General features: G+C 39.1%; 7 protein-coding genes. 6 read left to right on the top strand and 1 reads right to left on the bottom strand.

The window, feature by feature from the left end; genetic code table 11:
• Positions 1–87: 87 nt before the first annotated feature.
• The 6 genes from MOQ65_RS03905 (at position 88) to MOQ65_RS03880 (ending at position 12,493) form a co-directional block, all read left to right on the top strand.
• The gene (locus MOQ65_RS03905) at positions 88–2,337 is read left to right on the top strand and encodes an autotransporter outer membrane beta-barrel domain-containing protein (RefSeq protein WP_257846717.1); all 2,250 of its coding nucleotides are present in this window, start codon (positions 88–90) and stop codon (positions 2,335–2,337) included.
• Between the two features lie 638 nt (positions 2,338–2,975).
• Complete coding sequence (locus MOQ65_RS03900; protein ID WP_257846716.1) at positions 2,976–5,390, top strand: autotransporter outer membrane beta-barrel domain-containing protein; 2,415 nt, start codon at positions 2,976–2,978, stop codon at positions 5,388–5,390.
• 360 nt (positions 5,391–5,750) lie between these two features.
• The gene (locus MOQ65_RS03895; protein ID WP_257846715.1) at positions 5,751–6,320 is read left to right on the top strand and encodes a hypothetical protein; all 570 of its coding nucleotides are present in this window, start codon (positions 5,751–5,753) and stop codon (positions 6,318–6,320) included.
• A gap of 260 nt (positions 6,321–6,580) precedes the next feature.
• Positions 6,581–7,960, top strand: coding sequence for a YadA-like family protein (locus MOQ65_RS03890; RefSeq protein WP_257846714.1), 1,380 nt, complete (start codon positions 6,581–6,583; stop codon positions 7,958–7,960).
• A 171-nt stretch (positions 7,961–8,131) separates the two neighbouring features.
• A complete protein-coding gene (locus MOQ65_RS03885; RefSeq protein WP_257846713.1) occupies positions 8,132–9,175 on the top strand; it encodes an inverse autotransporter beta domain-containing protein in 1,044 nt (347 codons plus the stop codon).
• Positions 9,176–9,697: 522 nt separating this feature from the next.
• Positions 9,698–12,493, top strand: coding sequence for an S-layer homology domain-containing protein (locus MOQ65_RS03880; protein ID WP_257846712.1), 2,796 nt, complete (start codon positions 9,698–9,700; stop codon positions 12,491–12,493).
• Between the two features lie 156 nt (positions 12,494–12,649).
• Here the strand turns inward: MOQ65_RS03880 and MOQ65_RS03875 are convergent, their stop codons facing one another.
• On the bottom strand, positions 12,650–14,215 hold the full coding sequence (locus MOQ65_RS03875; RefSeq protein ID WP_257846711.1) for a methyltransferase regulatory domain-containing protein: 1,566 nt from the start codon (positions 14,213–14,215) through the stop codon (positions 12,650–12,652).
• Positions 14,216–14,609: the final 394 nt, after the last annotated feature.

The raw sequence follows: 14,609 nt of genomic DNA, 5'->3' as shown, positions 1-14,609 counted from the left end.
TTCCCTCATATTTACAAGAACATAATTATTAAATATAATTAAATTGTTTAATAATAGTTTATAGTGTGTAAATGAGAGAGGGTTTTTATGAAACGTGTGTATAAAGCAAACCTATCTTTAGCAATTGCTTTGACAATTGCTAGTTCTGTAGTGCCCTATGCAATGGCGGGGAGTACATTAGTTACTACACCTAATGGTGCAAATATTACGGCAAATAACGGTGGGAAGTTTAAGGCTGGCGAAATGACAAACTACATATCTACCATTGAGGCAGATACTGGTAGTACAGTCAGCATTGATAAAGCTGTTGCTAATATTGGCTATAATAACAAGCCTTTCATTAGCAGTAAAGGTGGCAGTACAGTTAGCCTTAAGGAAGGCGTTTATGATGTTCAAAATGTAAGCACTCCTATTGCAGTGGCTCAAGGTGGCACAGTTAATATTGGTGTAGATGGCAACAAAGGTAATTTTACTGGCAATGACTTGTCTTTAGTAGGTGATGTTATCGTTAAAAGCGACCCAAATCATGCGTCTGAGATCAATATTGGTATCATTGGCAAAGAATCTCTTTGGGATGGCTTGGCTTTTAATCTAGCAGATAAAGATGCAAAGCATCCAAGTCATATTAATGTATTCCTTGGCGACTATGGTTCTTGGGAGCTTTTCTATCAAGGCGGCTTGCATGAAGGAACATTAGATGGTGGTACACAACCTAGTCATGTACATCGACTTGTAGGTTCTAAGAATCGCAACTATGCGAATATGGTAACCCAAAGTGAGCATAATAAGCTCTATGTAGATAAGCTTGAAGGGCATGTAAACTTTATTTACGATCCTAATGATGAAGGTGGCGATACTGAGGATCCAAGTTATCAACCACCAACGAAAACCTATAATGGTTTAACTCCAGATTCCTTCTGGGGTGGTGATATTCATATTACAAGTGCGGCTCCTGGTGCAGCGGCTCATGTGTACACGACTCAACGAGGCCTAGATATGTCCTCTGAGGCTAATGTGAACAAGATTTTAGATAACTTGGCTCACAAGATGTACTATCATAACTATGTTAATGGTGAAAGAAACCTTCAAGGTACAGTAGCTATTGCATCTGATGGTTCTGAATCTGGTCGTTTTACAGTAATTACATCTGGTCATGCTAAAGAAGGTGATATTACATGGCAAACGGATAAAGATGGTCAAGGTAAATACGTATATGGTGAAAATAAACCTGTACCAAAACCTCAACCTAAGCCAATACCTAAGCCAGAAGTAAAACCAACGCCAACACCTGAGGTTAAGCCGGCACCAACTCCGACTCCTAAACCAGAGGTTAAACCAGCGCCAAAACCTGAGGTTAAGCCAACACCAAAACCAACACCTAAACCAGAAGTGAAACCAGCTCCAGTGCCAGAGCGTAATTCTCATGTTCATGTTATCATGGGTGATTTTGATACACCTCATATGCGCGGTGCCCGTTCTGCTATTATGAGCAATATCAATGGTTGGAGAACATTGACAGATAATATGTATCGTCCACGCGTATTGCAACAAGGCGAACCAACAGGCATTTGGGCTCGCGTTGGGGGCGGTAAATATAGCTATACCGCAAAAGGTATCGACACAGATACAACATATACACGCATTCAAGGCGGTTACGATGCTAAAACAGGTAGCGGCTGGACTGTAGGTGGTCAAGTATCCTACCTTCGTGGCAACGATGATTACGTATTTAATGGTACTGGTAAGGAAAAAGCCTTTGCTGTAGGTGCGTACGGTGTGAAAGATCTTGGTAAAGATCAATATATTCACATCGAATCTCAAGTAGGCCGCGTTTCTAATGCTTTCACAGCTCGCAATGAAATTGGTGAAAGCCTTTCTGGTGAAGCGAAAGCGAATGCTTATACAATTGGTGCACGATACGGCAAAACTGTGAAATTCCAAAATGGTACATATATCGAACCACAAGCGCAATTGAGTTACACTCATTTCGGTGGGGATAGCTTTGATGCAGGTCGTATGCATGTCAACGAATCTGGTGTAAGCAGCACAGCAGGTGGCCTTGGCCTTGAAATCGGTAAAACATTCGGCGCAGGTAACATCTATACTCGCGTTGGTGTAAACCATGCCTTCTCTGGCACTGTAAATACAGCGTACACAACTGGCAATACTACAAAATATACAAAACAAGACCTTAAAGGCACTTGGACCGATCTAGCATTCGGTGGCCGCTATGGCTTCAATGCAAATAACAGCATCTTCGGTGATATTAGCACAGGTCTATCTGGCGATTATAAAGCTGGCTGGTCTGTAAATGCAGGATTTACACATAAATTCTAATATAATAGTTACTATATAAAAGTATATGGTGATAAGTACTATATACTTTTATAGTACTCATAAAATAAAAGAGCCCCATGTATTAGATGTAATAATCTAGTACATGGGGCTCTTATTTGTCTTGGAAAAGACAAATAGTCCTTCGTTATCCTTGGATAATTAGGTAACTGAAAGGCCATTTCATCAATTAATTATAGTTTTGAGATGAGCCCGACGGAACCACTCGCTTGGCTATCTGTTTATATTATAGGGTTTATATCATATATCGTCAAATACGGATAAACAAGTGTATATTAAACAATTTTATATGGTTATTATTTACTAAGTGGCAGCGAATTAATCGTTGCCTCTTTTTGTATGCTTCCATCTAATAGATACTAATTTTCCAACAGATGACAATTTTTAAATATTTTTAAAATAAATACGTATAATTCATTTACAATTCACCAAAAATGATGTAATATTTTAAATATATTTTAAAAGTGTTAGAAAAAAGTTTCTTTATTATGAGAGTGTATATCTGTCTTTTACCGTATATAAAGGCTAATAAATCAACTCATAGATATATATTCAAGTATGAAGGAGCTTTCACAAATGTGATTGTATTGTAAGTGAAATATTGATTGAGGTATAAGAGGATGAAAGGTAGTAATAAGATTTTATTGTCTGCTGTTATGATGACCTTATTGTCATCTACGATGGCTATGCCTGTTACATGGGCTGCAGCAGGTATTAATTCTGATGGACGTATTTTTGCAACTACTGCTGATAGTAAATTTGAAAGTACAGGTAATACGACTGCGAATGGTGTAGTCGCATCTGATGGTGGTCAAGTTACAATTGGCTCTTTGGACACTCCTGATGCATCTCAATTGCCTAAACGCTATCGTCAACCAGCTTTCATTACAGGCATGCTAAATAACAGTTCCATCCAAGTAGATGGCGGTGTTATGGACGTGACTACTGCGCCATGGAAGTCTCCATATCCAGTGGCATTTGCTTATAATAGTAAAATTAATCTTGGTGTCGATGATGCGGGTACTGTAAAACACAAAGTGTTTAATATGCAAGGTGATGTGCTGGTATCTGATAAAATGATGCCTCCTCATCAAGAACAGCAACCATCTGTGATTAATATCGGTCTAGGTCGTGCACATAACAGTCCTAACCAGTTCTCCGGTAAAGCTGTGAACACCTTAGAGGATAAAGGTGGCGAAATCAACATGACCTTTGATGGTGGCATGTGGAGCCATGATAGCATGGGCGGCTTGGAATCTTTCAAAATTGATGGTAAAACAGAACGTAGTAGTATTAACAACCTCACAGGTACTCGTACGCGCGAAGGTTTCAGCCGTATTTCCCAAGATTCTCGTAGCGACATTCATGTAAATAAATTGGACGGTCATATTAATGTTATTTATGACATGACTAGTGGTACTGGCTTAAATTATGCTAAACCAGGTTCTAAGAAAGACGGCCTTGATCCGGCTGACATCGAGGGCGGTAACTTCATCGTAAAATCCGCTGTAGCTGGCTCTGGCGTACATGGCTATGTAACAGGTGATCATCTCGATACTTCTTCTGAAAGTAATGTAAATAAGATTTTAGATAACTTGGCCCACAAGTTCTATTATGAAAACTATGTAAAAGGTGAAAGAAACCTTTCTGGTACTGTATCCATCGCTTCTAAAGGTATCGTGTCTAGTTACAAAAAAGCATTGACTACAGACCAAAAAGAAGGGGATATTACTTGGAAAGACGGTAATGGCCAAGGCTCCTATGTGGTGCCAGAACCAAAACCAGTTACGCCTGTAACTCCAGATCCAAAACCAGTTACACCAGTAACTCCGGATCCAAAACCAGTTACGCCAGTAACTCCGGATCCAAAACCAGTTACACCTGTAACTCCAGACCCTAAACCAGTTACACCAGTAACTCCAGACCCTAAACCAGTTACACCTGTGACTCCGGACCCTAAACCAGTTACACCAGTAACTCCAGATCCTAAACCGGTTACGCCAGTAACTCCAGATCCTAAACCAGTTACACCTGTAACTCCAGATCCAAAACCAGTTACACCAGTAACTCCAGATCCAAAACCGGTTACACCTGTAACACCAGCACCTACACCAGTAAATCCTAGTCCTGTTGTTCGTGGCGCCTATGATACACCTCATATGCGTGGTATTCGTTCTGCTGTAGTAGGAAATATCAACGCTTGGCGTACATTAGCTGACGATATGTATCGTCCTCGTGTATTGCAACAAGGTGAACCAACTGGTATTTGGGCTCGCATCGGTGGCGGTAAATACAGCTACTCTGGCAGCGGTATCGACACAGCTACAGATTATACACGTATCCAAGGCGGTTATGATGCTAAAATCAGCCGCGGTTGGACTGTAGGTGGTCAAGTATCTTACCTTCGCGGTTCTGAAGACTATGTATTCGATGGTTCCGGCAAGGTTAAATCCTTCTCCGTAGGTGCTTATGGTCTGAAAGACCTTGGCAAAGATCAATATGTACATGTAGAAACTCAAGTAGGTCGCGTATCTAATGACTTCACAGCTCGCAATGAAATCGGTGAAGCCATGTCTGGCGATGCAAAGTCTAATGCATATAGCATCGGTGTTCGCTATGGCAAAACATTGAAATATGCTAATGGTTTCTATGTAGAACCACAAGCACAATTGAACTTTACACACTTTGGTGGCCGTAACTTTAATGTAGGTAATGTATTTGTTAACCAATCTGGTGTGAATAGCACTTCTGGTAAGCTAGGCCTTGAATTGGGTAAACAATTCGGCAATGGTAACCTTTATACACGTTTTGCAGCAGGTCATGCTTTCACAGGCAATGTAAAAACTGCATTTGCTAGTGGCAGTGTTGCGAAATTAACAGAGCAAGACCTTAAAGGTACTTGGACTGAACTTGCCTTCGGCGGCCGTTATGGTTTCAATAGCAACAATAGTGTATTCGCTGACGTTGCCACAGGTTTGTCTGGTGACTACCAAGCAGACTGGGGTGTGAATGCAGGATTTACGCATAAGTTCTAAGTGTAGATTTATTAAATAATCTTTTTTTACAATAGCTAACATATATAGCCTCCTAATAATAGAGTCATGACTTTATTATTAGGAGGCTTTTATTGTATGGAGCATAGAACTAACTATATAGCCACCTATGCATTTTTCTTCTAACCTTAATGAAAAACTATATAGACGAAATACGATATATCGTGTATACTAATGAAAATGTAAGCTACTAGAATCATTATTGATTGAAGCACACTGTATTAATAAATTTACCATGCTTAGTATGGGGGTCTCTATGGGGATAAAAGTTCCTCAAGAGATAATATCTATTACATGATAAATGAAGTAGCTCTGGGGAGGGCACTTCGAGAGAGGAGACTTATGAAATTAGTAAAATTATTACCTATTATGGCAATTGCTTTTGTAGGTGTTGCTGGCCAAGTACATGCGGCACAAGATCCTTTGATGATGCCAGAACAACCTGCGGCTCCTTTGACTGCAGAACAACAAGAAATTTCTCTTGCTGTTCCTAGTGAAGAGGTAAAAGCTGTAGTATCTGAATTTGCAGCATTCCAATTGGGGATGAGCAATGCTTTAATCAAAGACGACAATCGCGTAATGTCTGGTCAACAACGTTATACTAATAATGTGTTGTACTACATGAATGTTCGTCGTGACTGGTACATTACAAGCCATCGCTATAAAAAAGATAGCTATGCTCGCGTAGCATTAGATCGCTTGTACTTAGATTACAAAGAATTCTTCACAAACCACACAACTGTGTCTGACATGAATCAAGCTGAATATGAAAACCAAATTTTGGCAATTCTTGAAAAGAATACAGCTAACATGTCTAATGATGAATTGCGTTTCTACATGAATGAAATGGTAATCTACAGCTTGAAAGAAGCTATGCGTGACGGTAATAACCGCGTTAAACGCATCCGCTAATCGGTATATACAACTATATATCTATGAAAGAGGTAACGGCATAGGCCGTTACCTCTTTTGTTTTCAAAACAAATGCCCTCGTAGGAACAAATTCTACGGGGGTTTGTTTATTAATTAATTATATTATCTGATTTATTCTTTATGAATTATTATTTATGTTATTTACATATTTTTTCGATGGCAGTATAATCTACTTGTAGAATTATGAGGAAAGTATGAAGGAGAAGTGTTTTGTAGTGTAACAAGGGAGGCGTATGATTATGAATCACGCAAAGAAACTACAATTATTAGCAGTACTCGGAGTTTTGACCATATCTTCTGCTAGCTTGGTACAGGCTGCAGATATTCCTGTTGTTTCTAGTGGTGGTGCCACTTATAACATTGGTTTACAAGGCTGGTCATCTTTCACTAACTCAGATAATGTACATCTTGGCGGTCAAACTGGGGCGGCTAATAGCGATCCCTATGCTCATGTAGGGGATCCAAATGCAAAGGGTAATAATATTGCCATCGGTCGTCTTGCCTTGAATGGTTCTCAAGGTGGTGGTAACGTAGCGCTCAGTTCTAAGACATTTGTAGGCGGTAAAGGTGATTATAACTTCTTAGGTAACTTTGCAGCAGGTTATAATTCAACCATTTCCGATACAATTGCTATAGGCTACTTTACAGGTTCCTACTCTCAAGGTAATAAAAACGTATGGCTCGGCGCTTCTCAAGCTGCCGCTAGTAAGGGGAATAACACTGTATTAATCGGTTCTAACTCTACAGTAAATGGTAATTTTAACTATGGCATGGGTCATGGCGTTATCTTTAAAGGCGATAAGAACTCCGCTATTGGCGCATATAACAAAATTGAAGGTAACCAATCGGGCGCCTTTGGTGTAGGTACGTATAATGTGGATACTGTTAAGGGCGATAATTCCTACAGTGTTGGTAACAAGAACCAAGTGAGTGCTAATAATACATTCGTAGTTGGTAATAATGTGAAAACATCTCTAGACAATGCAGTTGTATTAGGTAATAATTCTACTGCTGAAAGTAGTGATGTAGTGAGCACTCCTAGTTATACCTACAATAATGGTGTTACTGAAAGATTCGCCGGTACTGCTCCTATTTCTACTGTATCTGTTGGTGCGGCAGGTCAAGAACGCACTATCATTCATGTTGCAGCAGGTCGTATTACAGCGGATTCTACAGATGCGGTTAACGGCTCCCAGTTATATGGTACAAACCAACAAATTGATGTATTGCATCGCGATGTACGCCACGTGGAAAAAGAATCCAACCGCGGTGATGCTCGTGCCGCAGCACTAGCTGCATTACATCCACTACAATTTGATCCTGACCACAAGGTTCAAATTATGGGTGGCTATGGTCACTACAAGGGCGAAAATGCATTGGCTCTTGGCGTAGGTTACTATCCGAAAGAAAACCTACTCCTTACAGCAGGTACAACTGTAAGTGGTGATTTGATGACTAATGTAGGCGTATCCTATAAATTCGGTGAAAATAAAACATTGCCTAAGATCTCCCCTGCATCCTATAACGCATTGGAACAACGGGTAGATACATTAGAAGCACAAAACAAAAAACTACAAGAAACAGTAGATATGCTTGTGCAAAAACTTAATGAAAAATAGGGTTTAAAAGATATGAAAGAGGTAATAACATGGTTATTACCTCTTTTTTATATACATATATTAGTAAACTAATACGTTTCTAGTGACCTCTTATCTTGACATACATAAACATTATTCGATACACTAGTATATATTTCATTTGTTGTTCATGAATTTTAAATGTAGAGAGTAATGAAACGTATTGTGTGTATCGCCTTGAGCGCCCTATTGTGTTGTGTGGGTACAGCTGAGGCAGAAAAACAACAATTACATAATGATAAGGGCGTAGTGTCTGCAAAAACTGATGCTCAAACAGAGCGCATGAAGGCCGCATCAGAGGGCTTTCACATTACGCCTGCTGCTACACCAGACCATGTGATTGGACAAGGTGGGCCGCTCATCATGGATCGGCAAGATACTAAGACCGTGCAGTATAGCAATGTGGATGCAGTGAACCGTGCCATTAATGCGGTGGCTATGTCCAATGTATCTAATGCTATGTATGGTGCCAAAGGTAAGCCGTGGATGCGACGCACTACGCTGAGCTTTCAGTTCCAAGAAGGATGGAAGCCGCTGTATTCTGCGGAGACTATTCAGCCTCTAGGTCATTACGATCATACCTCTCGTGATGTGTGGTTTACGCAGCAGCGCATTTCTCGCGCCTCTGATACGGGTACTACCCTTAACGTAGGCGTTGGGTACCGTCGTATTTCCAAGGACGACCGTCGTCTCTATGGGGCTCATCTATTCTATGACCATCGCTTCTTAAATCGTCACGATCGACTCAGTGCTGGTCTTGAATATATGTCTGGTGAAAGCGAGTTTCGTTTTAATTGGTATGGTTCTGCTTCTGATGAGCGTGTTTTGGATGCGAACCTGCATACCTTAGAGCGAGTATCTAATGGTTATACCTTAGAATATGGTAAAACCTTTAAAAATGCGCGCTGGGCTAGAGTCTATGTAGAAGGCTATCACTGGAACCAGGATCGACAAGCCGATAAGAATGGTTTGCGCATAGGCTCTGAGATGCAACTTACGCCGCGTGTATCTGTAGATATGGGATACAATAAACCGGAACATAGCTCTGGCGGTGCATATGGTAAAATTACGTTCCGTTTAGCGGGAGCTCCGATGGCTTGGTATGGTGGCAAGCATCGTTTAGAACAATCTGCAACAGTTCGCGATAAAATGCTCAACCTCGTAAGACGAACTAATACGGTTTTTGTTGAACAATAATTTTGATAACTGAATAGAGAAATTGAATGGTCATGCCATTTCCTGCATTCATTTTATTTTAATGAAAATTAAATGAAAAATAACCTACTATTGTTCCTATATAAGTGATATACTCTAGGTAAGGGAAACGTTAGTGTTCATATCAATTGTTTTTTAAGATAATGGCTTTTTATAAAAGCCATTATCTTATTATTTGATGCCGTGTGATCGCCCGTTCATCTTAGTTACTCTCCAACTATTTGATAATCTTTGTGTTGTGTTTACTTCAAAATCTCTCTCTTAATAACAAACCTATATCATACGGCACCGGTAAGGGGTTCGCCTTCCTCTTACCAAAAAAAGGATAGTTAATCCTCATCGATTAACTATCCTTTTTATATTCTCTTAATAGATATATAAATTACTGTTTACAAAATTCGTATAAGTGCTACAATATTCATATAAGACTCATGAATAAAAAGTGAATTTTAATGCAAAGAGAGTATGATAGGTTTTGTAGTTTGTAAATGGAGGTTCTAAACTATGAACAAACGGAAACGTTTATTAACTTTGTTAATCAACGGTGTGCTATTATCTAGTTTATGTGTTGTAGCGAGTGCAGCCGATACGGCAACGGGCGCAGGCAATGGCGTTGCTTATGGTACAGGCAGTAATGCACCAAAAGTAGAAAACGTAGCGATTGGTAATAATGCTAAGATTGGTTATTCCAGTGGTGCTAGTGCTGCTACAGGGGATATCGTAGTCGGTAAGGATGCTAATATTAATAACTATGCTAGCCAAGGTGGTAGTATTGCTATTGGTAAAAATGCAAAGATTGAAAATATGGCCGGCGGTGTAGAGGCTAGCTTTGCCCTAGGTCAAACAACGTATAGTGGTAGTTGGTTCTCTTCTTCAAGAATTCCTGCGGATCCAACTAAGGTAGTAGGTAGCGTGGCGATTGGGGACAATACCTTTGCGCGTACTGGCAGCACTATGATTGGCTCCCATAACTATAAAGGAGACCTTGGTGATACCACAGTAGATACAGCATCTACCCGTACATATGCATTGAATGCTTATGCCACTACAGTAGGTGCTAATAGCTTTAGTAATGGCGCTTTTACAACCAATACAGGTACCTATAATATTATCTCTAGTGAATATAATGGTGGCCGTTTGGCAAATCCTGTTAAGAATTTGGGATCCACTATTAATGGTTCCTTAAATAGCATTGAATCTAAAACAGCTAATAGCTACTATTCTGGTGTTGCTAACAGTATTGTTGGTACAGCAAATAGAACATTTAACTCTAATGGCTCTCTTATCATGGGTGCTGGCAACGAAATCACTAACTCTGTTAAATCTATTTCTGGAGCACCAGATGATGGCGGTAATTCCGCTAAAGAATTAGCTGAAAAATTACGCACTGCTGTAAGAGATGCTAATGGCGGTGGCGCCACAATGGCCCTCGGTGGTGGCAACAAGGCTGACTACACATTGCGTACATCAATGATTGGTATTAACAATACTGTAACAGGTGCTAACCGTGTTGAAAGCGCAGATAACTTTGTAGTAGGTGTTGGTAATACTGGTACGAATGTACAACATATGACGGCTATTGGTTCTAAGAATACTGTATCTGATGCAAAGAATACAGTTATTGTTGGTGACAACCGCAAGGTAACTGGTGCTAATAATTCTGTTATTATTGGCTCTAGCGATGCAGAAACTACTACAACTGTAAATGATGCAGTGGCTATTGGTCATAACACTGAAGTATCTGCTGAAGGTGGTGTAGCTCTTGGTAGTAAATCCAAAGCGACTGTAGCAGCTGGTGCAGCTGGTTATGATATCAGTACAAAAGCAGCATCTACTGATACAAGCTCCACATGGAAAGCCACAGCATCTGCTGTATCTGTTGGCGACGTGGCAAATGATGTAACACGTCAAATTACATCTGTTGCAGCTGGTACAAATGATACTGACGCAGTAAACGTAGCACAACTTAAAAAGGTAGAAACTAAAATCTCTACTGTTGAGGCAGATGCTAAAAAACATACTACTGTAGTAGCTGGTGATAATACGACTGTAACATCTGGTACAAATGCTAATGGTGGTGTTGAATATAAAGTAGCTGTTAATAAAGACTTAGTAGAAATGAGCTCTGCTAACTTCGGCAAAGCAACTGACGACGTTCGTGCTCGTATCGATAAAGACAGTGCTCGCTTCTTTAACGGTAGCGAAAATATCGGTGTTACACCTAAAGGTATCCAAATCGAAAACACAGATACATTGGAACAAGCGAACTTCACTAAATACGGTATGTATGCAAGTGAAGGTAGTAAAACTGTTTACTACACTACAAATGGTATCAGCGCAGGCGACCAAATTATTAATAATGTGAAAGCTGGTGTAGCAGATACTGATGCGGTTAACGTATCTCAACTTAAACGCGTACAAGATCAAATCGCAGCATCCACTCAAGTTACAACTGTAACAGCTGGTGACCACATCAAGGTTACACCAACTGTAAATGGTAATACTCACGACTATAAAGTATCTCTTGCTGATGATATTGCTGGCCAAATTACAAATAACACAACAAATATCAACAAAAACACAAATGATATTAAAAATATCAAAGGTGATTTATCTAAAATCGATAAACGTGTTGATAAATCTGTAGCAGGTGCAGCAGCGTTGGCAGCATTGCATCCACTTGATTTCGATCCAGATGCTAAATGGGACTTTGCTGCAGGCTATGGCCATTACCGCAGTGGTGATGCAGCAGCTATCGGCGCTTTCTACCGACCTAATGAAGACGTACAACTTAGCGTAGGGTCTACTGTTGGCAGTGATGAAACAGTATTTAATGCTGGTCTATCTGTGAAAGTAGGCGCTCATAGCAATGTATCTCGTTCTCGTGTAGCGATTGGTAAAGAAGTATTAGCTCTTAAGAAAACAGTAGCTGAACAAAATGCTCAAATTCAAAAATTGACTACATTGTTGAATGGTGTTGCTGGTACTAAGATGAAAGCCGATCACACAACATTGTTCCCAGATATCCCTACAAACCATTGGGCATATGAAGCTGTAAGCGATTTATCTCGCCGTGGTTTAGTAGAAGGCTATCCAGATGGCACATTTGGTGGTGACCGTATGTTAACACGTTATGAATTTGCTCAAATCGTATACCGTGCTATTCAAGACGGTGTAACAGTTAATGATCGCCTTGTAACAGAATTCAGCCCTGAAATGGCTTTGTTCCGTGTTGACACTGTAGCTAAAAATGCTAAAGGTGAACCAACAATCGAACGCGTTCGTGTTAATAAAAAATAAGGATACTATTAGTTTATAGTGTTCACACAACTTAATAAGTAGCTACTATGCCATACCTCAACTCCACCCCGAGGTCGCATAGTAGTGAATATAAAAAGGAGTAACTGATTATATCAGTTACTCCTTTTTGTTGTTATATTAGGCTCACTATTCTTTTTATTTGGCAAAATAACCTAGCGATTGAATGTGCGCGATGGACTCGTCTAAATATTGTTCAGAGGACACAATCTGTTTAGTGCCATCATCTTTTGTTCTTTCAACGGTCATGTTTTCGTTCATGGTATCAATTAATTCTTGACGAGATATTGGCTTTGCCATCAATTTCATGACGTAGGATAGACCTTCATCTACGGAATAGTCTATTTGGTTATACATATTACCGAGGCACATGTATTGATAACCACCTTTTTCAACAAGTGTGGATACATAGTTGATAAAGTGTTCTGGAATATAGGTTTTGTTTTCCTCAAATGGTAATTGGTCATATTTTTTTGCATATGTGTTGATATGGCCGACGATAGCAAGATGGAATAAACGTTTATACATAGTATCCATATCGATTTCAGAACCAGGATGATGCTCTTCAATATGTTTCATGATGTCTGCTATATTAAATGGTCGCTTTGTATCCATCAATTCTTGGATGCTAATATGCATAATATTTGTCCACTCTGGAGGGACGCCAGGCTCTTCATCTAATGCATTGTTGAAGTATAGTGTATCTAGTACTTTCTTCTCAACCCTTTCGTCATGGGAAATTTTATCTTCGTTACTACACTTTGTTAATAGGGCCATGCGGAACTGAGTATCATACACATAATCGTAGTACTGCTCCTTATCAATGTAGCTATCTCTAGCTAATGTTCTAATATTATTTTCCACACTACTATCAAGCCATGTAATGAAGGAACGATTCAATGTTTCGTCACCAATGTAAGCGCAACCTTGCTCTTGCGCACGTTCAATTAATTCTGACACATATACAGGATCATTAATAGCTTCTAAGTATTCGTGCCCAACATAATAATCATTAGATTGTAATACACGATTGATATTTTTTATTTTATAATCAGAAATTTGTTGGGAACGTTCATCTAATTTCATTGTTTCTGCAATGAGTTTTAATACATTTTTTGTGTAGACCGTACGCTCTTGTAATGAGTCGTTAGGTGCATGTTTTTCAGAATATAACATAATATCCCGCAATTGCTCTAACCGTTTCCAACCAGGATATGTATTGTATGATACATATGCTACACCACGGTCGGATAGATTTCGGTTACAAATGCTGAGGATTTTATCTTTCACCACGTCAGGCACCCAAGACCAAATACCATGGACGATAATGTAATCGAAGGTACCAAATGAATCATCAATATCCATAATATCTTTTTCTAATAATGTAATATTTTTTAGCCCCATGGATTCAATTAATTCATTCCCATGTTTCACCTGTGTAGGGGATAGGTCGATACCTGTAAAGGTAGTCGTTGGATTATATAGGGCTTGGGGAATGATATTTCCACCGCAAGAAGAGCCCAACTCTAATACGCGCGCCTCTTCAACTGGTACTGGGTCTAAGCCATAAATAAGAGCTTTTGCCATTAAAGATGTAATACATGTATTGGAAAATGGTTTTGATACGTATAGAAAATCGTCGTAAGATTCCTTCAGGTCGTTAATTTTAGATTGATCTACACTAGTAATGTGTTGTTTACTCATTAGAATATATCCCCTCTATAACTAATACTCGTAAAATGGTCCTCATAATGATTTAGTATATCATAATTTTTATCAAAATCGGTCAAAAAAATTCATAGTTATTTCATTTATAAGTTAGTATATGAAAAAAATGTGAAAGTACCTTTAAAAGGTTGTTGGATTATTATAATTATATTTTTCTATGATCCATATTTTATAGATAATATATAAATAGATGCCAAAATCGAGAAAAATCAATGAGATTAAATCAATTAATCGTTTATTTATAACTATAGTTAATGTAGTTATCGATAAATACCGAACTGCATTGAAATAAATAGATTATATTTTATAAAATACGTATAAAACACAGAAAAAATGAGTAAAAAACCACCCATATATTAAAAATTGTTTA

The organism is Veillonella faecalis, from assembly GCF_024677885.1.
GTDB lineage: Bacteria > Bacillota > Negativicutes > Veillonellales > Veillonellaceae > Veillonella > Veillonella nakazawae.
The sequence above is the reverse complement of the archived record's forward strand: the minus strand, read 5'-3'. Positions and strand labels throughout refer to the sequence as shown.

Bases quoted from the DNA above. Each gene is read 5' to 3' on its own strand.
- MOQ65_RS03905 (WP_257846717.1), top strand. From the start codon at position 88: ATGAAACGTGTGTATAAAGCAAACCTATCTTTAGCAATTGCTTTGACA.
- MOQ65_RS03900 (WP_257846716.1), top strand. From the start codon at position 2,976: ATGAAAGGTAGTAATAAGATTTTATTGTCTGCTGTTATGATGACCTTA.
- MOQ65_RS03895 (WP_257846715.1), top strand. From the start codon at position 5,751: ATGAAATTAGTAAAATTATTACCTATTATGGCAATTGCTTTTGTAGGT.
- MOQ65_RS03890 (WP_257846714.1), top strand. From the start codon at position 6,581: ATGAATCACGCAAAGAAACTACAATTATTAGCAGTACTCGGAGTTTTG.
- MOQ65_RS03885 (WP_257846713.1), top strand. From the start codon at position 8,132: ATGAAACGTATTGTGTGTATCGCCTTGAGCGCCCTATTGTGTTGTGTG.
- MOQ65_RS03880 (WP_257846712.1), top strand. From the start codon at position 9,698: ATGAACAAACGGAAACGTTTATTAACTTTGTTAATCAACGGTGTGCTA.
- MOQ65_RS03875 (WP_257846711.1), bottom strand. From the start codon at position 14,215: ATGAGTAAACAACACATTACTAGTGTAGATCAATCTAAAATTAACGAC.